21 protein-coding genes, 1 pseudogene and 1 riboswitch are annotated in these 18,296 nt (G+C 66.5%); of the genes and pseudogenes, 16 read left to right on the top strand and 6 right to left on the bottom strand.

Translation table 11 applies throughout. The annotated features are described in order from the left end of the window. Positions 1 to 30 precede the first annotated feature (30 nt). The 8 genes from ACPV3N_RS11915 to ACPV3N_RS11950 all read left to right on the top strand — a co-directional run bounded on the left by ACPV3N_RS11915 (position 31) and on the right by ACPV3N_RS11950 (position 10,413). Positions 31 to 897 carry a MipA/OmpV family protein gene (locus ACPV3N_RS11915; protein WP_440118048.1) on the top strand — a complete coding sequence of 289 codons (867 nt, stop codon included), beginning with the start codon at positions 31 to 33 and terminating at the stop codon, positions 895 to 897. Between the two features lie 68 nt (positions 898 to 965). Next, a complete protein-coding gene (locus ACPV3N_RS11920; protein ID WP_440118050.1) occupies positions 966 to 2,258 on the top strand; it encodes a metal-dependent hydrolase family protein in 1,293 nt (430 codons plus the stop codon). Positions 2,259 to 2,356: 98 nt separating this feature from the next. Then, a complete protein-coding gene (locus tag ACPV3N_RS11925; protein ID WP_440118052.1) occupies positions 2,357 to 3,325 on the top strand; it encodes a PAS domain-containing sensor histidine kinase in 969 nt (322 codons plus the stop codon). Positions 3,326 to 3,417: 92 nt separating this feature from the next. Beyond that, positions 3,418 to 5,226 carry a flavin-containing monooxygenase gene (locus ACPV3N_RS11930; protein ID WP_440118054.1) on the top strand — a complete coding sequence of 603 codons (1,809 nt, stop codon included), beginning with the start codon at positions 3,418 to 3,420 and terminating at the stop codon, positions 5,224 to 5,226. Positions 5,227 to 5,322: 96 nt separating this feature from the next. Then, positions 5,323 to 6,213, top strand: coding sequence for a DUF2391 family protein (locus tag ACPV3N_RS11935; protein WP_440118056.1), 891 nt, complete (start codon positions 5,323 to 5,325; stop codon positions 6,211 to 6,213). After that, positions 6,210 to 6,626, top strand: a complete 417-nt coding sequence (locus tag ACPV3N_RS11940) for a hypothetical protein (protein WP_440118058.1) — start codon at positions 6,210 to 6,212, stop codon at positions 6,624 to 6,626. Before ACPV3N_RS11935 ends, ACPV3N_RS11940 begins: the two co-directional genes overlap by 4 nt. A 63-nt stretch (positions 6,627 to 6,689) precedes the next feature. Further along, positions 6,690 to 6,797: riboswitch (TPP riboswitch) on the top strand. Between the two features lie 30 nt (positions 6,798 to 6,827). Continuing rightward, positions 6,828 to 8,669: a phosphomethylpyrimidine synthase ThiC gene (gene thiC / locus ACPV3N_RS11945; protein ID WP_440118060.1), complete on the top strand. Its 1,842-nt coding sequence runs from the start codon at positions 6,828 to 6,830 to the stop codon at positions 8,667 to 8,669. 43 nt (positions 8,670 to 8,712) lie between these two features. Beyond that, positions 8,713 to 10,413, top strand: coding sequence for a DUF262 domain-containing protein (locus tag ACPV3N_RS11950; RefSeq protein WP_440118062.1), 1,701 nt, complete (start codon positions 8,713 to 8,715; stop codon positions 10,411 to 10,413). A gap of 170 nt (positions 10,414 to 10,583) precedes the next feature. Here ACPV3N_RS11950 and ACPV3N_RS11955 read toward each other — a convergent pair. Next, positions 10,584 to 10,823, bottom strand: a pseudogene (locus ACPV3N_RS11955) (DUF188 domain-containing protein); the annotation flags it as partial. 109 nt (positions 10,824 to 10,932) lie between these two features. Here ACPV3N_RS11955 and ACPV3N_RS11960 point away from each other — a divergent pair. After that, entirely contained in the window at positions 10,933 to 11,478 is a 546-nt protein-coding gene (locus ACPV3N_RS11960; RefSeq protein ID WP_440118064.1) for a hypothetical protein, read from the top strand. A gap of 213 nt (positions 11,479 to 11,691) precedes the next feature. Next, a complete protein-coding gene (locus ACPV3N_RS11965) occupies positions 11,692 to 12,036 on the top strand; it encodes an HPF/RaiA family ribosome-associated protein (protein ID WP_440118066.1) in 345 nt (114 codons plus the stop codon). Here ACPV3N_RS11965 and ACPV3N_RS11970 read toward each other — a convergent pair. Further along, a complete protein-coding gene (locus ACPV3N_RS11970; protein ID WP_440118068.1) occupies positions 12,033 to 12,395 on the bottom strand; it encodes an Mpo1-like protein in 363 nt (120 codons plus the stop codon). The genes ACPV3N_RS11965 and ACPV3N_RS11970 overlap by 4 nt on opposite strands. A 142-nt stretch (positions 12,396 to 12,537) precedes the next feature. Here ACPV3N_RS11970 and ACPV3N_RS11975 point away from each other — a divergent pair, with 142 nt between their 5' ends. Next, entirely contained in the window at positions 12,538 to 12,867 is a 330-nt protein-coding gene (locus ACPV3N_RS11975) for a hypothetical protein (RefSeq protein ID WP_440118069.1), read from the top strand. Here ACPV3N_RS11975 and ACPV3N_RS11980 read toward each other — a convergent pair. Together ACPV3N_RS11980 and ACPV3N_RS11985 are read right to left on the bottom strand one after the other, a co-directional pair. Beyond that, positions 12,864 to 13,325, bottom strand: coding sequence for a YaiI/YqxD family protein (locus ACPV3N_RS11980; protein WP_440118071.1), 462 nt, complete (start codon positions 13,323 to 13,325; stop codon positions 12,864 to 12,866). The two genes, ACPV3N_RS11975 and ACPV3N_RS11980, sit on opposite strands and share 4 nt — an antisense overlap. Positions 13,326 to 13,366: 41 nt before the next feature. Beyond that, positions 13,367 to 13,624, bottom strand: a complete 258-nt coding sequence (locus ACPV3N_RS11985; protein ID WP_440118073.1) for a hypothetical protein — start codon at positions 13,622 to 13,624, stop codon at positions 13,367 to 13,369. Between ACPV3N_RS11985 and ACPV3N_RS11990 the strand changes: the two genes are divergently transcribed. The 3 genes from ACPV3N_RS11990 to ACPV3N_RS12000 all read left to right on the top strand — a co-directional run bounded on the left by ACPV3N_RS11990 (position 13,603) and on the right by ACPV3N_RS12000 (position 15,327). Next, positions 13,603 to 14,376 carry a YbhB/YbcL family Raf kinase inhibitor-like protein gene (locus ACPV3N_RS11990; protein WP_440118075.1) on the top strand — a complete coding sequence of 258 codons (774 nt, stop codon included), beginning with the start codon at positions 13,603 to 13,605 and terminating at the stop codon, positions 14,374 to 14,376. The genes ACPV3N_RS11985 and ACPV3N_RS11990 overlap by 22 nt on opposite strands. A 54-nt stretch (positions 14,377 to 14,430) precedes the next feature. Further along, positions 14,431 to 14,619 carry a hypothetical protein gene (locus tag ACPV3N_RS11995; protein WP_440118077.1) on the top strand — a complete coding sequence of 63 codons (189 nt, stop codon included), beginning with the start codon at positions 14,431 to 14,433 and terminating at the stop codon, positions 14,617 to 14,619. Positions 14,620 to 14,709: 90 nt separating this feature from the next. Continuing rightward, positions 14,710 to 15,327, top strand: coding sequence for a dioxygenase family protein (locus tag ACPV3N_RS12000; protein ID WP_440118079.1), 618 nt, complete (start codon positions 14,710 to 14,712; stop codon positions 15,325 to 15,327). A 21-nt stretch (positions 15,328 to 15,348) separates the two neighbouring features. Here the strand turns inward: ACPV3N_RS12000 and ACPV3N_RS12005 are convergent, their stop codons facing one another. Further along, positions 15,349 to 15,777 (bottom strand): hypothetical protein, encoded by a 429-nt coding sequence (locus tag ACPV3N_RS12005; protein WP_440118081.1) that lies wholly within the window; start codon positions 15,775 to 15,777, stop codon positions 15,349 to 15,351. An 84-nt stretch (positions 15,778 to 15,861) separates the two neighbouring features. Between ACPV3N_RS12005 and ACPV3N_RS12010 the strand changes: the two genes are divergently transcribed. Together ACPV3N_RS12010 and ACPV3N_RS12015 are read left to right on the top strand one after the other, a co-directional pair. Further along, on the top strand, positions 15,862 to 16,347 hold the full coding sequence (locus ACPV3N_RS12010) for a COG3650 family protein (protein ID WP_440118083.1): 486 nt from the start codon (positions 15,862 to 15,864) through the stop codon (positions 16,345 to 16,347). 155 nt (positions 16,348 to 16,502) lie between these two features. Beyond that, complete coding sequence (locus ACPV3N_RS12015; RefSeq protein ID WP_440118085.1) at positions 16,503 to 17,483, top strand: hypothetical protein; 981 nt, start codon at positions 16,503 to 16,505, stop codon at positions 17,481 to 17,483. 64 nt (positions 17,484 to 17,547) lie between these two features. On the opposite strand, the gene ygfZ is transcribed toward ACPV3N_RS12015, so the two are convergent. Next, on the bottom strand, positions 17,548 to 18,276 hold the full coding sequence (ygfZ, locus tag ACPV3N_RS12020) for a CAF17-like 4Fe-4S cluster assembly/insertion protein YgfZ (protein WP_440118087.1): 729 nt from the start codon (positions 18,274 to 18,276) through the stop codon (positions 17,548 to 17,550). Positions 18,277 to 18,296: the final 20 nt, after the last annotated feature.

Below are 18,296 nucleotides of genomic sequence, written 5' to 3' on the forward strand. Positions count from 1 at the left end.
TTGTCGCTATCGAAACAGGGGAATCGATCGATGAAATACGTCTTGTCCGCTGCCGTCGCCGCGACGCTGCTCGCTGCGCCGGCCCTTTCGCAGGAAGAACAGGTCTCTGCGGGACCTTCCGACAACGTGGAGGTGGCCAACACCGTCTACGACGATACCTGGATCTCGATCGGACTCGGGGTGGGATACGGTCCCAGTTACGACGGCTCGGACGACTACGTGCTCTATCCCTCGCCGTTGATTCAGGGTCGCGTGGCCGGCATCGGTGTCCAGCCGCGCCCGGCGGGCATTGCGTTCGACGTGGTCCCGGACCCGCAAGATGGCCTTGGCCTGACCCTGGGTCCGGTCGCGAAGATGCGGCTGAACCGCAGCCGGCAGATCGAGGACCCGGTCGTCGTGGCTGCCGGCAAGCTCAAGCGGGCGATCGAGATCGGCGGACAGGCGGGTATCAGCGCCCCCGCGGTCCTCAATCCCTACGATTCGCTTTCGTTCGGCGTCGATGCGCTGTGGGATGTGAACGGGGCACACGGCGGCATGACGCTGACCCCGAGCGTCACCTATTTCACCCCGCTCAGCCGGGGCGTGGCCGCCTCGCTCACGCTGTCGGCCGAGCGCGGCGACGGCGATTTCATGCGGTATTACTACTCGGTGACACCGGCGCAGAGCGCGGCGAGCGGATTGCCGGGCTTTGCCGCCGAAAGCGGGTGGACCAAGGCCGGGGCGACGATTCTGCTCGGCCTCGACTTCGACGGCGACCTTGCCAATGGCGGCCTCGCCGGGGTGCTCGTGGGCGGGCATTCGCGCATGCTCGGAGACGCGAAGGACAGTCCGTACACATCGATCAGGGGCAGCACCGGCCAGTGGTTCGGCGCGCTCGGGATAGGATATACTTTCTGAAGGCCTTTCCCTTCGCGGGCGGGGCGCTAAGCTGCGGCCAACGAAAGCGAAATCGGGAAAATCAGGGAATGCTGCGATCGAATGGGTGGCTGGGCGGCGCATTGATGCTGGCGCTCGGCCTGTGCGGGCAGGACGCGATCGCCGGGACGACGGTGATCCATGCAGGGGCAGTCGTCACCGACGCGAACCAGCCGGTACGAGGACCGTCGACCGTCATCGTCACCGACGACAGGATCGTCAGTATCGAAGACGGTTTTGTCACCGGACCCGATGGCGCCGAGACGATCGACCTCAAGACCCGCACGCTGGTTCCCGGCCTCGTCGATCTGCACGTGCACCTTACGGGCGATCCCGGCGGCGATTTCTGGAAAGAGGCGGTCGAACCGTCCGAATGGGGCGTGGTCGTGGGCGCCAAGAACGCGCGGGCGACGGTACGCGCCGGTTTCACGACCGTGCGCGAGGCAGGCAGTTCGGCGCAGTCGGCCTTTGCCCTCAGGCGCGGGACCGCCGAGGGGATGATCCCCGGCCCGCGGATCGTCGCCGCCGGACCGCCGCTGGCGATCGTCGGCGGGCATGGCGACGTCAGCGGGTTCCTGCCGGAAGTCAACGACCTGCTCTCGAGCGGCTTTACCTGCACGGGCCCGGTCGAGTGCGCCGAGAAGGTTCGCCGGGCCAGCCGCAATGGTTCGGACGTGATCAAGATCACTGCGACGGGCGGGGTGCTGAGCCAGCAGGGGCGCGGGCTGGAAGCCCACTTCTCGAACGACGAGATGACCTCGATCGCCCGAACCGCGCATTCGCTGGGCCTCAAGGTGATGGCCCATGCCCACGGCGCACGCGGGATCGAGGCGGCGAGCAACGCGGGCATCGATACAATCGAGCACGGCACGTACATCGACGACGGGGCGATCGCGGCGATGAAGAAGCACGGTACGGTGCTGGTGCCGACGCTGATGGCGTTCCAGGGCGTGACCGAGCGACTCGGAAAGGGCGTCTACACGCCGGTCGTGGAGGACAAGATCAGGGCTGTGGCCGACGTCGCGCGGACGTTCCTCGGCAAGGCACACCGCGCCGGGGTCCGAATCGCCTTCGGCACCGATGCCGGGGTATTCGACCATGGCCGCAACGCAGGCGAATTCGCCCTGATGATGGCCCAGGGACTGTCGAGCCGCGAGGCGCTCGCTGCCGCCACGACCGGTGCGGCCGAAGTGCTTGGCCTGCAGGGCGAGATCGGGCGTATCGCGCCGGGCTACTCGGCGGACCTCATCGCGGTCGCGGGCGATCCGACGAAGGACGCCCGGGTGCTCGAGGCAGTCGACTGGGTGATGGCGCGCGGGCGGGTGATCGACCGCGACGACTGACGGACCCATACGGGCTCGTCCCGAGGGGGCGGTTATGGCCAGCTAAACCCGGACGGGCTCATGGACGACGGGTGACATCTCCCCCGCGTTCCGACCCGATGACCCCATGCGCCGTCCCGATCGACCTTGCGGTCGCGGCCGGCTGGCTCGCGGCAATCGACCGGTCGCAATTCGTCGTCGAGCTGGAGCCAGACGGCACCATCGTGCGCGCCAACGCGCGGCTCTGCGCGGCCCTTGGTTACGAGGGGGAGGAACTTGTCGGTCGACCCCACCGCGAACTGATCGTCCCGGGCCCACGCGCCAACGCATCGGCGGGCGAACCGCACCGCACGATCGCCTATCGCGCCCGCGACGGGGGCTGCGTGATCGTCCGGGCGAGCGCGACCCCGATCGTGGGGGATGACGACCGTCCGATGCGCCTGCTCGTGATCGGCGTTGACGTCAGCGACCGGGGCGACCTGCGCGACGCGCTCGCGTTCCCGAGCCCCTGGCGCGATCATCCGGTTGGCGAGCACCTCGCGCCATCGCCTTCCGGGGGAAGCGCGGGCTGCGCACGGTTTCCCGCCATCGCGATCGCCGATCATGTCGAGGCCTGCGCCGAAGCGATGCGGCCGGCGGCAGAGGACAAGAACCTCGTGTTGCGGTGTGCCGTCGATCCGGACCTGCCCGCTCTCGCTGCCTGCGACCCCGTCCGATTGCGGCAGGTCCTCCTCCATCTCATCGGCAACGCGGTCAGGTCTACCGACCAGGGATGGATTTCTGTCTGCGCCGAACCGGCGTGGGACGATCCCGGAACGCTCGCGATCTCGGTAACCGACACGGGATCCGGAGTCGACGCGGGCGGAATCGACGCCGGGGCGCCTGCCAGCCCACACGCACCCCGGAAGCGTTGCGAGAATCCGCGGTGGCTGCTTGCGGAAATCGCCGACACCGCGCGTCAGATGGACGGTGCGGTCACCCTGTCGAGCGAGCGCGGTCGCGGCACCCGCGCGGAACTGCGGGTGCCGCTGCGCCCGCTGGGGACCCCTCGGGCGTACCGTTCCGGCCGGTTCACCCTGCCGGACTGAGGCCGGTTACCGGCTCCGTCCGTCTGCCGGAGACGCACGTCGCGCTTGGCCAACCGCCACCATACCGCTATTGGCAAAGGCGGGAGAGCCGAATGATGTCCGAAAGCGTAACCCTGCCTGCAATCGACCGCGACGCCCTGCGCCGCAAGTATGCGCAGGAGCGCGACAAGCGCCTGCGCGCGGATGGCTCGGCACAATACCGCCGCCTCGAAACCGAGTTCGCCGATCTTGCGGCGGACCCCTACAATCCCGTCGCACCGCGCGAACCGGTGACCGACCACGTTACGTTCGCCTTCGTGGGCGGGGGGTTCGCCGGCCTCGTCGTGGGGGCGCGGCTCAAGCAGGCGGGGATCGGCGATTACCGCATCATCGAGAAGGGCGGCGACTTCGGCGGGACCTGGTACTGGAATCGCTATCCGGGCGCCCAATGCGACACGGCGAGCATGATCTACATGCCCCTGCTCGAGGAAACAGGGCACATGCCGAGCGAGAAATACGCCCATGCGCCCGAAATCCGCGCGCATTGCGAGCGGATCGGACGGCAGTTCGGCCTTTATGACGAGGCGCTGTTCCATACGCAGGTAACTGCAGTGACCTGGAACGCGGCGCAGTCGATCTGGACGATCGAAACCGACCGGGGCGACCGCTTCACGGCCAAATACGTCGGGCTCGGTACGGGTCCGCTGCATGTCGCAAAGCTTCCGGGGCTGCCGGGGATCGAGACCTTCAGTGGCAAGGCGTTCCACACCAGCCGGTGGGATTATGCCTACACCGGCGGCAGCCCGGAGGGCGCGCCGATGGACCGGCTATCCGACAAGCGCGTCGCGATCATCGGAACCGGCGCGACCGCGGTTCAGGCGGTGCCCCACCTCGCGCGCGCGGCGAAGGAACTGCTCGTGTTCCAGCGCACGCCGTCTTCGGTTGACGAGCGCAACAATGCTCCGATCGATCCCGAATGGTTTGCAGGGATCGCCCGGCCCGGCTGGCAGAAGGCATGGCTGGAGAACTTCTGCGGCAACCTGGCCGGGGGCTTCGCGGACGATGACTGGGTGCAGGACGGCTGGACCGACCTTGGCAAGCGCATCCGCAGGGAAATCCTCGCCCTGCCGATGGACCAGCGCACGCCCGAAAACATCCTTGCCGCGTATGAAGATGCCGACCACGCCAAGATGGAGGAGATCCGCCAGCGGGCAGAGCGCGTGGTCGCCGACCCGGATGCCGGGCAGAAGCTGAAGGCGTGGTATCGCCAGCTGTGCAAGCGCCCGTGCTTTCATGACGAGTACCTCAAGGCGTTCAACCAGCCGGGCGTCCGCCTGATCGATACCGACGGCCAGGGGGTCGAGCGAATCAGCGAGAACGGCGTTATTGCGAACGGGGTCGAGTACCCGGTCGATTGCATCGTCTACGCCTCGGGCTTCGAGGTCGGGAGCGAATACACCTCGCGCGCCGGGTTCGAGGTCACGGGCGAGGGCGGGGTCACCTTGTCAGGCTACTGGGCAGACGGAATGCGGACGCTCCACGGCATCCATATCCGGCACTTTCCCAACCTGTTCATGGTCCAGCCGACCCAGGCGGCGAACCTGATCGCCAACGTCCCGCACAACATCGTCGATCATGCCGACACGATCGCCGCGGTCGTCCGCGCCGCCGAGGAGCGGGGCGCTTCGACCGTGGAGCCGACCGCCGAGGCCGAGAAGGCGTGGGTCGACCTGATCGCCAGCGGCGCGGGGCGCACGATCGGCAGCACCGAGTGCACGCCCGGCTACTACAACAACGAGGGGCAGGGATACGCCGACGCGAGCCGCTTCGCCGCCGGGCATCCGGCGGGAGCGATGGCCTATTTCGCGCACATCGATGCGTGGCGCAGGTCGGGTGCTTTCGAGGGGCTCACGTTCGGCTGACCGCCGTGGGAGCCGCCTAGCGGGAACGGAATCTGCTATCGATCCTTGTCGGTGAACGGCGCGGGATAACCCTCCGCGCAAGCAGGGAATGCGACAGTGAACGAGACGACGCGCACGGCCGGGTGGCTGGCCGTGACCCCGTGGGATAGGCCGGTCGACGACGGCAACGGCGCGATTCCCGCAGGGACCCTCGAGGTTCGCGACCTCGCGCGGGGCCTCGCGGGCGCCCTGTTTGTCTCCCTCCCGCTGCTGTTCACCCAGGAAATGTGGGACATCTCGGCGGAAATCCCGCTGCCCGTGCTGATCCTGTTTCTCCTGATCGCGATCGTCGTGAACCGCATCGCGCTCGAGTTCGCGGGCTACCGCCATTGCCGGTGGCAGCGGTCCAAGTGGTGGGACGCGATCGTGACGATGGGGATCGGCATGCTCGGCGCGGTCCTCACGCTTCTTGTTGCCGGCATCATCTCGCCTTCGCTCGACCTGTATCTCGCGCTTCGGCTGGTTGCGCTCGAGACCGTCCCGATGTCGCTCGGCGCGGCGCTGGCGGTCAACCAGCTCGGCGCCGGCGACGCGGCCGAGCGCGGTTCGATGCCCTTCGGTTTCGACGTGGAAGTGCTGATAGGGTCGCTTCTCGGCGGGTTCCTGTTCGCGTTCAACATTGCGCCGACGATGGAAACCCAGCTGGTCGTGGAAAGTCAGTCGTGGTGGCTGGTGCTGGCGACCGCGCTGCTTTCGCTGGGCATCTCGTACCTCATGGTCTCGGTCGCGCAGGTCGAACAGCGGGACCTCAGCCGCCGCAAGATCCTGACCAGCGACTGGCTCGAGGCGCTCGTCGCCTATGTCGTCGCGTTCCTGCTCAGCATGGTCCTTCTGTGGGTGTTCGGCTACGGCACGCCGCTCGATCCGATCGAGGTCTGGCTGCCGCAGACCGTCGCGCTGGCCTATGCGACTGCGTTGGGCGGCGCGGCGGGGAGATTGATACTGTGACCGACGAAACCGCTCCGAACGAAGAGCGCGCCGACGCCGGCAGGCAGGAAACGCAGCCGCCGACGATTCTCGGCTGGGCGGTGCGGATCGCCAGCGCACTGGCCCTTTTCGGGCTGCTCGCACTGCTTGGCTACAAGGCGATCCAGCCGAACAGGCCGACCGTGTTCACCGCCGAGGCCCAGCGCGAAAAGGCCTACGCCGATGCAGGCGCGGGGGTTCTGGTGCCGGTCGAAATCACCAACACGGGTACCGGCACGGTGCATAACGTCGACCTCGTCGTCACGGACGGCACGCGCGAGCACGATGTCGAGATCGAGCGGATCGGCGAGAACGAAACGCGGATCGTGGTGCTGAGGTTCGACCGCGCGCCGGAGAGGCTGGAAACGCGGATCGACAGCTACTCGCGGCCCTGAGGCATTTTGCGCAGGTTTGCGTGCCCGTCCGGCTGGACCGGCGGCCTCGACGCGCCTATCGTGGCGCCATCCCCGGGGAGCGCGCCTGCGCTGAGAGGGGCGGATGGCACCGCCCGACCCGTCGAACCTGAACCCGTTAGCACGGGCGGAGGGAAGGGTGCTCGCCAGCGCCCCTCGTCCGCCCCGTAAGGACCTTAGCGCATGGCCGACATCAACAGCACTTTCGACATTGGCGTGACCACCGGCCCCATCCGCGGCAGCCGCAAGATCCACGTCGGCCCCCTGAACGTCGCGATGCGCGAAATCGACCTCGAGCCGTCGAGCGGCGAGCCGCCGGTGCGGGTCTACGACACCTCCGGCCCCTATACCGACCCGCAGGCGACGATCGACATCCGCGCCGGCCTGCCGCAGCTGCGCCGCGAGTGGCAGCTCGCGCGCGGCGACGTCGAGGAATACGCCGCGCGTGAGGTGAAGCCCGAAGACAACGGCCAGCTCGGCCCCGACCGCTCGGGCGGGGTCCCGCCGTTCCCCAACGTGGCGAAGACCGTGCTGCGCGCCAGGCCCGGCGCGAACCTTTCCCAGATGCACTACGCCCGGCGCGGCATCATCACGCCCGAGATGGAATACGTGGCGGAGCGCGAGAACCTGGGGCGCGAGCGCCTGCGCCAGATGCCCGAGGGCAACAGCTGGGGCGCGGCGATCCCCGAATACGTGACGCCCGAATTCGTCCGCGAAGAGGTGGCGCGCGGCCGCGCGATCATCCCGTCGAACGTCAACCACCCGGAAGCCGAACCGATGGCGATCGGCCGCAACTTCCTCGTCAAGATCAACGCCAACATCGGCAACTCCGCCGTCGCGTCGGACGTCGCGAGCGAGGTCGACAAGATGGTCTGGTCGATCCGCTGGGGCGCGGACACGGTGATGGACCTGTCGACGGGCCGCAACATCCACGACACCCGCGAATGGATCATCCGCAACAGCCCCGTGCCCATCGGAACCGTGCCGATCTACCAGGCGCTGGAAAAGGTCGGCGGCATTGCCGAGGACCTCACCTGGGAGATCTTCCGCGATACGCTGATCGAGCAGGCCGAACAGGGCGTCGATTACTTCACCATTCACGCCGGCGTGCGCCTGCCCTACGTGCCGATGACCGCGAAACGCGTCACCGGCATCGTCAGCCGCGGCGGCTCGATCATGGCGAAATGGTGCCTCGCGCATCACAAGGAGAGCTTCCTCTACGAGCGCTTCGACGAGATCACCGAGATCATGAAGGCCTATGATATCGCCTATTCGCTGGGCGACGGCCTGCGCCCGGGCAGCATCGCCGACGCCAACGACGAGGCGCAGTTCGCCGAGCTCTACACGCTGGGCGAGCTGACGAAGCGGGCGTGGGAACAGGACGTGCAGGTGATGATCGAAGGGCCCGGCCACGTGCCGATGCACAAGATCAAGGAGAACATGGACAAGCAGCTCGCCGCCTGCGGCGAGGCGCCGTTCTACACGCTCGGCCCGCTCGTCACCGATATCGCGCCGGGATACGATCACATCACCAGCGGCATCGGCGCGGCGATGATCGGCTGGTTTGGCACCGCGATGCTCTGCTACGTCACCCCCAAGGAGCACCTCGGCCTGCCCGACCGCGACGACGTGAAGGTGGGCGTGGTCACCTACAAGCTCGCCGCCCACGCCGCCGACCTCGCCAAGGGCCACCCGGCGGCCAAGGTCCGCGACGACGCGCTGAGCCGCGCGCGCTTCGAATTCCGCTGGCGCGATCAGTTCAACTTGAGCCTCGACCCCGACACCGCCGAACAATACCACGACCAGACGCTGCCGGCGGAAGGCGCGAAGACCGCGCACTTCTGCTCCATGTGCGGCCCCAAGTTCTGCTCGATGAAGATCACCCAGGAGGTGCGGGACTTTGCGGCGAAGCAGAATGCGGGGCTGGAGAGCTTCGTCGCGGCAGAGGAGGCCGAGGCGGGGATGGCGGAGATGAGCGAGAAGTTTCTGGAGGAAGGCGGAAAGTTGTATTTGTCTGAACGTTAATGATACGTCGGCCCAAGGAACCGGTTAATGAGGGGCGTAATCGATGAGTGAAGGTGGCTATGCCTTTCACAACAAGGGCATCGGCAGTGTCTTGAAGACATCTCTCCTCGCGGTTCCACCAAATCAGCGATCCTATGCTTGGAAGCGTGGGCATGTCACCGATCTCTTAAGCGATTTGAAAACTGCGATATCCTCGAAAGACGATACCTATTTTCTCGGAACAACCGTTCTCGTTGAAGACGAAGTTCGCTTGCAAATCGCTGACGGCCAGCAACGTCTCGCCACCACCTCGATCATCTTTGCCCGATGCCGCGATCTGCTCAAAAAGATTGGCGAGGAAAGAGACGCCGATTCCATCAATCAGGATTTTCTGAGTAGGTACGACAGGAACACGAAGGACCAAGAATTCCTGCTGCACCTTAATATCGAAGACAACGAGTTCTTCCACGAACATATTATTGAGAAAGACTGGGAAACCGGCGCGCCCGACATTAAGAAATTTGCATTTCCGTCCAATCGGCGACTGTTTGAATCGTCCCAAGAAATTCAAACTTTCCTACGTGGCGAGATTGGGCATTTAAATGCAGAGCTTGCGCATGAGCAGCTAGATAAGTGGACTAAGTACCTCGAGAAGTTTTCAACGGTTGTAACCGTCCAAGTGCCAGACGAAGTGGGCGCTTTCAGGATGTTCGAAACCCTCAACGATCGAGGGTTGCGCGCATCTCAGGCAGATATTCTGAAAAACTATCTGTTCAGCAGGGCGAACTCTTCGTCGTTGGATCAGATGCACGGGCATTGGAATCAGATGTATGGGACGCTCTCCGATACCTTTGACGATGCCGATGAGCAGATGGTTCGGTATATTCGGTACTACTGGACACTATTGCACGGCCTAACTCGCGACAGGGAACTGGCCAAGGATCTCAAAGATGAGATAAAGAGTTCTCGAGCTGCCCTAAAATTTGTGTCTGCCGCAAACGCGGCAAGTGTAGACTTTGCCGCTATCTTCCAACCCGATCACTCGAAGTGGAAGCCTTACGGCGCCCAATGTACGGAAGATTTGCGCGTCCTGACGGAGATATTTAATATTGAACAAATTGTCCCGCTAGTGTTTGCCGTTTCTAATAGGTTTTCTGTGCCGGAAACCAAGAAAGCATTTAAGCTCTTTGTAAGTTGGTCAGCCAGATTCTTGCTCGGCGGTTCTGGAAGAGCTGGGCGTCTCGACAAACAATATGCTGAGATGGCTCATGATATCGGAACGGGCAAGATAAAGACTGCGAAAGCTTTACGAGATTTTCTTTCGGATAAGGTGCCGACTGATGATCAATTTAGGCGACTTGTTCTCAATGCAAAAGTCGCCAAGCCGGTTCTCGCGCGATACTACCTCATCGCACTTGAGATGGGGTACGGCGATAAGTCGGGCGAATTGGTGCCCTCTAGGGACGTCCATCAGGTAAACCTTGAGCACGTCATTCCAAAGACCTTCAACAAGGCTTTCAACCTCGCACGTCCGGAATACGAAGACTTGATCAATCGCCTGGGCAACTTGGCGATCATAAATTCTGCGTGGAATGCAGAAATCGGCAATCAGGACTTCCTCACCAAGAAACCGAAGTATGCGAAGTCGGAGTTGGAGCTCACCTCCCTGTTGGCGAAATATAAAAAGTTTGATCGGAAGGAGGTGGATAAGCGGCAGAAAGTCATGGCTGAACTTGCGCCGAAGGTGTGGTCGCTGAAATTTTGAAGTTCGTGCTGCGCAGATTTTGGGCGATCCCCACATCTCCCTGCCGAGTTCCTACGTCATGCCACAATGCACGCCCCCCCGCAGTTGATTGACCACCACAGTTCCGGGGAAGTTCCAGCGGCACGCGAGTTCCGAGGCGCGTTCCGCGCGTTCTGGAGAGCGTATACTTATCACCGCCCCAACCGCACCAACTCCCGGTCCAGCGCCTGCAGGAACCGCGAGCGGTCCTCCTTGCGGAACGGCGGCGGGCCGCCGCCGGTGCCTCCTAGCACCCCGTCCATCCCGGCGCGCAGGTCGGCCATGATGGCGCGGGTGGTGCCAGTGTTCTTGGGGGCGCTGCCGATGTTGGCGGCGTCGAAGGGCTTGCCGGTATGCGCCAGCACCTTCGCATCGGCCTTCAGGGCGCGGTCGCCTGCGCAACTCCAAGTGCGATCACCGGTCGCTCGCGCAAAACCATTTTCCTACACGCCCCCACCTGTGCCTTAAGCTGTTGGATGAGCAGCACGCTTCCCGCTACCCGTGCGGCTGGTTCCGGCCGCCGCGTCCTCGACCGTCCCTGTCGATGCGCCTTCGCTTCCCGCGCGCCCTCGCGACAGCGATTGCGATCCGCTGCCTCCGCCCGAAGACGGCGCGCCGCGGTGGAGCCGGGCGAAGCAGGTCGCCTTTCTCCAGCACCTTGCCGCCAGTCACTCGGTCGCCGCGGCGGCGCGCAGCGTGGGGATGAGCCGCCAGTCCGCCTATCGCCTGCGCGCGCGGCTGAAGGGCCAGCCGTTCGACCAGGCGTGGGCGGCGGCGTTCGACTGCGCGTTCAACGCGCTCGCCCACGCGGCGATGGAGCGGGCGATCCACGGGGTGGAGCAGCCCTATTTCCACAACGGCGAGCTGGTCCATGTCGGCCGCCGCTATGACGAACGGCTGACGCTGGGCCTCTTGCGGATGCGCGCCGAGATGCTCCCGCTCGAACTCGGCGATCCGGTGAGCGACGCCTCGGCTTACGCGCCGGGCGACTTTCCCGCGCTGCTGGGCCGGGTCGCCCGGGGGAACGAGCGGTGGGACGTTGCGTGATGCTCGGCGGAGGGCGGGGGCAGGCGAGAACGTGTCACCCTGTCCGCGAGACGAAAACAGTGCGAGGCCAATGATATAGCGTATTTGCCATGGGTGACGCCCTGTCACCTCTTTCCGGCGAACCGATTCCGCCGTGCGACGGGTTCGGGGAAACCTCGCGCCGCCGATCCGTTGATGATGGACCAACGACCGACACGAGAGGGAACAACGCCGATGCAGGTCCAGTTCAATTCCGACAGCAGCGTCATGGGCACCCAGAACGTCGCCTCGCGGATCGAGGAGGCGGTGCGGGCCAAGCTGGCGCGGTTCGAGGATCGGCTGACCCGGATCGAGGTGCACGTGCGCGACGAGAACGGGGCCAAGGGCGGGGCGGACGACAAGGCCTGCACCATCGAGGCGCGCCCGCGCGGCGGCCGCGCGATCGGCGTGACCGAGCACGCCGCCACCGTCGACGACGCCGCGCGGCTGGCCGGCGCCAGGCTGGCCCAGCGACTCGACCGTCATTTCGGCAAGTCCGAACGCCACGGCCACGACCAGCGGCCCGAAAAGACGCTCTAGCCCTCCTTGCGCACCCCCGCCGCGCGCAGTTCCTTGCCCAGCCTCCCGGTCAGCCACAGCCACCACATCCTGAAATCGGCGGCGAGGCTCCACAGCGGGTAGGTGAAGGTCGCGGGGCGGTTCTTCTCGACCGTGAAGTGCGCGAGCCAGGCGAAGAAGTAGCCCGCCACCGGCATCGCCAGCAGCCACCACCAGCGCCCTGTCAGCGCCGCGTACACCGCCACCGCGACCACCAGCGTCGTGCCGACATAGTGCAGCGCGCGGGTGCGCGGCTTCGAATGCTCGCGCAGGTAGAACGGCCAGAACTCGGCAAAGGTGGCATAGCGGCTGTCAGCCGGCCGGGGATCGGGTGCGGTCATGCCGCCAAGGCTGCCCCCGCTGTCCGGGTGGCGCAAGAAGCAAGTTGTGCCAGGGGACTCCGGGCGGGGCGGCCGCCTTTCGTATCGGTCGACACCGGCACCGCGTTCGGGCAGTCATGTCCAAGGCAAAGGGGGGAGGCGAATGCCCGAGACACAATCGAGTTTCGCGCTGGACGATAACCGGGAACGGCGGCGCCTGCCCGTGATCGGGCTCACGCTTTCGGCGCTGTATATCGCGGGGCTGGTCGTCTACCTGTTCGCGAAGGGGCAAAACCCGGCGGACCTGCGGCTGAACGAACTCGGTGATTTCCTGGGCGGCGTGGCGAGCCCGCTCGCGTTTCTCTGGCTGGTGCTGGGCTTCTTCCAGCAAAGCCGCGAGATCCGCCTGTCGTCGCGCGCGCTCCACCTGCAGGCGAGCGAACTGCGCGCGAGCCGCGAAAGTCATGAAAGCGGCGCCCAGCATTCCGGCTAGCGCCGGGCGAGCGCGACGAGCACGCGGTCGAGCGCCTGAAGGAAGCGCGACCTGTCGGCCTTCGCGAACGGGGGCGGCCCGCCGCCGGGTCCGACCATCCCTGCCCGCAAGTCGGCCATGATCGCGCGGGTGGCGATCGCGCCCCCGATGCTTGCGGCATCGAACGGCTTGCCGGCGTGCGAGAGGACCTGCGCACCCGCCTTGAGGCAGCGCTCGGCGAGGAGGATGTCTCCGGTCACCACGACGGTCCGGGGTCCGGCGTTATCGGCGATCCAGTCGTCCGCCGCGTCGAATGCGTCCGACACCACCACGCGCCGTATCCGCTCGCTGACAGGGACTCGGAAGGCCGCATTGCTCACCACGCGCACTTGCGCCCCGTGCCGTTCGGCCACGCGGTAGATCTCGTCCTTGACCGGGCAGGCGTCGGCATCGACCAGGATCGTCACGGTTGCAGGCATCGCGTGCGCCTAGCACGAATCCGGCGGTCGGCGGAGGCGGGCTAGGGGTCTTCGCTCGGCGCGTTCGCGTTGTCCTGTTCCTCCACGTCCTGCTCCCCCAGCTGGCCGTGGCCGTGATAGGCGGCGTCCGTCTGGCCGCCGTGGAAATCGCCATCGGCGTCCTTGGGGCCGACCGGCCCGCCGCCACCCGCACCGCGCTTGTCGCGCGGGATGAGGCCGCCGGTCTCGCCGTCTCCCCGGCGCGCGTGATAGCGACGGTCGGCTGGCGGCATTCCGGGTGTCGGGACTTTTCCTGGCATGGTGGCTGCTCCTCGCTTGCGGGGCGGTGCGCGCCGCTCTCCTGAAGGCGCGCCCGTCCTACCCTTCTAACGAAAGCCCGCCGGGGCAGCCGGTTCCCCCTGGTGCGGAGACCCCGGTCGGTCTTGCGCTGACGGTCCCGGAACGGCAGGGGGCACGGGACATTCCCATTTCCGACAGGAGAACCCGCGCGATGCTCGAACACGTACCCGCCTTCCTCGGCCGCCTGCTGCACAACGTGCGTGCGGGGCACGGCAAGCTCGCCGTGGCGAAGCTCGCCGACGAGGCGGCGATGGGCGCGGGAGGCTTTGCACTGTCCAGCGCTGCGTTCATGGACGGCGGCGTGCTCGACCCGATGTTCACCGCCGATGAGGAAGACGCGTGCTGTCCCCCGCTCGCGTGGACCGCGCCGCCCCACGGCACCCGCGCGCTCGCGCTGGCGGTCGAGGACCCCGATGCGCCGACGCCCGAACCGTTCGTCCACTTGCTGGGCTGGGGCATGGAACCTGCCGCGGGCGAACTTTACGAGGGTGACGATCCGCCGATGGTCGGCCTCAATTCGTTCCAGCAGGCCGGCTGGCTGCCGCCGGATCCGCCGAGCGGCCACGGAAGTCACGACTATGTCTTCCAGATCTTCGCGCTCGACACCCCGCTCGACCTGGGCCCCGGCAAGGGCCGCGGCGCGCTGATCGAGGCGATGGAGGGTCATGTGATCGGCGCCGCGGTCCTGACCGGGACATATTCGCGCGGCTGAAGGGAACCATCGGGAATCGCCGGGGATTCGGGTCTTCGCAAAGGAGATTCAACGATGGCAAGGAACACCGGCGAAGGCTACCGGGTCGGCTCGGTCGACGATCGCACCCAGGTGAAGAACCCCGTCACCGGAAAATGGACCAAGCGCGACCGCTCGGACGGCGAATTCATCGACGTGAAAAGCGATGGCGAGCCGTTCAAGGGCGTGGCCCGGGAACCCGACGGGCGGCGCTCGCGCGACTGAGCGGCAGCGCAGGGGGACGCTCCCTTGCGCCGGCGGGGCGGTCGGCTTAACCTGCCGCGCGCGGGTCGCCCTTTGGCAGGGGGGTGGCACATGCGCGGTTCCTTTTCACGCAGGACATTTGTCGCGGGCGCAGTCGGCGGGGCCGCGATCGGCGGCCCGGTGCTGGCACAGACGGTAACGGCGACATCCGACATGGGGCCGTTCTTCCCGGCCTCCTATCGCGGCGAAACCGATGCCGATCTCACGCGCGTCGCGGGCGGCAGCGGTCGCGCGCAGGGACAGGTGATCGAAGTAACGGGCCGCGTGCTCGACCGGTTCGGAAAGCCGGTTTCCGGCGCCCGGCTCGACATATGGCAGGCGAACGCGGCGGGCCGATACGCCCACCCGCAGGACCCGGCGATCATGCCGCTCGACCCCAACTTCCAAGGGTTTGCAACGCTGCGAACCGCCCCGGACGGAACCTGGAAGATGCTGACGGTAAAACCCGGAAGCTATGCCAGCCCGATCGGCGAGAGACCTCCCCACATTCACATGGACGTGACGGGGCGCGATGCCCGGGGCATCTACCAGATGTATTTCCCCGAAGACGAAACGGCGAACGCCAGGGACGCGCTCTACCGGTCGCTCGGCGACAGCGCCCCGACCGCGATCGCGAGCGCGCTGGGAGACCACCGCTATGCGTGGGACATCGTGTTGATCGAGGGGTAGGTTCTCTGTCCCCAGTCCGCCTCAGCCCGCCGGCGGGGCCGCCACATCCAGCGGCGCGATCGGGGGGGCAACGGGTCTCGCCTCGATCGAAGGGGGCGGGGATTCAGGCTCGTCCCATATGACCCCGCCAGACTCTTCCGCAAACGCCTGCTCGGGAAGCGGCTCGTAGCCGGCCGGGCGCCAGCCGAAGCGTTGCTGCGAGTACAGGCCGCGCGTTGACAGTTCCGCGACCTCGATTCTGCCGCTCGGCGTCACCATCGGGTAGTGGTCGGGCAGCGCCATCTCGGGCCGTCCGTCGTCCGACGGATCGAACACGATCGCGCGCTCCGGCAGCATGTTCATGCCGATTCCGGCGTTCTGAATGGGGGTGGTATTGGTCGTGGCGCCGCCGACCGCGCCCGCGATCGACGCGAAAACGCACGCGCCCAGAAACAAGGGCGTTGCCTTCATGGCGAAGACTCCGAATGTGTCGAACAGTTTGACTGGTACAATGCACGAAACGCCGCCGGTGTTCCGCGCGAAGGAGGAACAACGATGAAGGTAACGCGTCGAGGAGCCATGCCGCGCCCGACCCTCCATGCCGCCGCCGTGTCCGTCCTCGCGCTCTCCGCTTGCAGCAGCCAGCCGGAACCGGGCAGCATGCCGGGGGACCTGGGCGACGATTCGCCCTTCGCAGCCATCAGCGAGGGCGACACCGTCCGTTTCACTGGAACCGAGCCGTTCTGGGGCGGCCAGGTCGCAGGGACGGCCCTGACATACTCCACGCCGGAAATCCCCGACGGGACCGACATTACGGTTGTACGCTTCGCCGGACGCGGCGGCGTATCGTGGAGCGGGATGTACGAGGGCAGCAGGCTGGTGCTCGCCGTCACGCCCGGTGATTGTTCCGACGGCATGAGCGACCGCACCTATCCCTACACCGCCACACTCGAGGTCAATGGCGAACAGCGATCCGGCTGCGCCTGGACCGAACGCCAGTCTTTTACCGAGCCCGATCCGCCTGGAGAGACGATGCCCTAGGTTTTCACCAGAATGGCGGGCATCGGCTCGGCGGGCCATTCCATCGAGTCGCCGTGAAAAATTTGGCGGGAAACCTTAGATTACAACTGGTTGAGCGGTTCCTGAACGCCCCATAAACGGAACCCGGTCCAAAACTTGCGGATTGTTTGCCGGCTATGAAGACCAGCAACACACCGCTTCGCACGGGCCTTGCCGCGATTGCCGCTGCGACTGCCCTTTCGTCCACTTTCGCCGTCGCGCAGACTGCTGCCGAGGCACCGGGCGCGCCGATCGTGCTCCCCGAAAGCAGCATGCCGACCCCGGACCCCGTACCGGCGGCCCAACCGGCAATCGTCGTGCCCGAAATTCCGCCGGTTGCCGTGCCCGAAACTTTACCTGCATCGGTTCAAACCACCTCGTCCGCATCCACCCCGCGTGCCTCCACTCCTGTCCGCGCGGCCGCCACGCCTCGCTCCGTAACCCGGCCGGAGACTGCGAGCCGCTCGACCGTCCTGGAGCCGATGGCGTCCCCGGCAGCGGACGCTGGCGCGCCGCAATCCGTCGACGCGGCGAGCGCGCCCCGCCTGGCAGAGCCTGCGGGCGTTGCCGCGCTACCGCCCGTTGAAGAGATGTCCCCGGCGGCCGAGCGCCAGGCGCAGCAGGGTGACGTGACCGAGGGGCTTGCGCAGCTGCTCGCGGGGCTCCTCGTCGCTGCCACCGCGGCGGGCGGTCTGGTCCTCCTCGTGCGGCGGCGCCGGGGGCGGATCGCGACGGAAAGCGTCCCCACGATCCAGCGTCCTGTCGTGCGCGAACCCGCCGTGCCGGCATCACCCGCGAGCGCAATCCTTCCCGCCATAGCGTCGCGACCGGCGACCGACACCGGTACCGGTCTGCCGAACCAGGGCGCCGCCATCGCCCTCCCACGCGAGGCGCCGACCGACTTCCACGAGCGCACCAGCCTGCTACGACGCATGGTCGCCGCGCGGCCCGATCGCGCCAACCCGTTCCGCTCGCCGGGCGCCCGGCTGAAGCGGGCGCGGCTGATCCTCGCCTCGCTGGGCCGCACGTTCGAGAACGGCCCGCCGCGGATCGATCTCAGCGACTACACGAGCAACTGGCCCGCGCTCGCCCGCTACAATCGGGTTTCGCCCGCCTGACGCAATCTCGCGCGGTCGCAAGCGAGAGGGGCGGCACCTCAACCGGTGCCGCCCCGTTCACGCGTCAGTCGGACAGGCGCATCCAGTTCGGAACCACCTCGGGCGCGATCGCCTCGACCCGCAAGTGGTCAACCGCGAACCCGTGGTCCGGCCATGCGGTCTTGCGCCGGCTGTCGTCCGACGCCGCCAGCGGGACGACGACGAGCCGTCGGTTGACTTTCTGCCGCCAGTTCATTCGCGCGGTGTTTTCCTGCCCGACATAGCATCCCTTCGAGAAGCTCACTCCGTTGAGCTCGGCCGCGTTGGTTTCGAGCCAGAGGGTATCGCCAAGCTCTGCGCGTCCCTCGGGCACCCCGAGCCGCAGCCGGTGCGCGTGCCAGGCCGCATCGGCAGGCGCATCGCCCTCCGAGACCGGGGCCAGCCAACGCTCTCCGAGCGCTGCGAGACGCGGGTCGGCGGCTCCGCCATCGCCGGTATGCGGCGCCCAGTGGACCGCGACGGCATCGTCGCGCGCGATGTCGAGCTGTCGGCGCAGGCGGTAGAGCGCGAGCCGCCTGACGAGTTCGTCGGCGTGGGCCGCCTCGCAGTCGAGCAGGATCTCTCCCGGCGCACCGGGCCAGACGATGAGGTCGAACAGCGCCTTGCCCTGCGCGGTCAAAAGCCCGGCGTAGACCGGCAACGTGCCGGTCACGTCGTTGGTCAGCAGGCCCTGGAGAAATCCGGCGGCATCCTCCTCGGGTGAACGGGGCGATACGCGGACGAGCGCGCGGTCGAAAAGGCGGGTAGCGGGCATGGTTGGCAGATAGGATGGCC

Source organism: Tsuneonella sediminis (assembly GCF_051912845.1).
Taxonomy (GTDB): Bacteria; Pseudomonadota; Alphaproteobacteria; order Sphingomonadales; family Sphingomonadaceae; genus Tsuneonella; species Tsuneonella sediminis.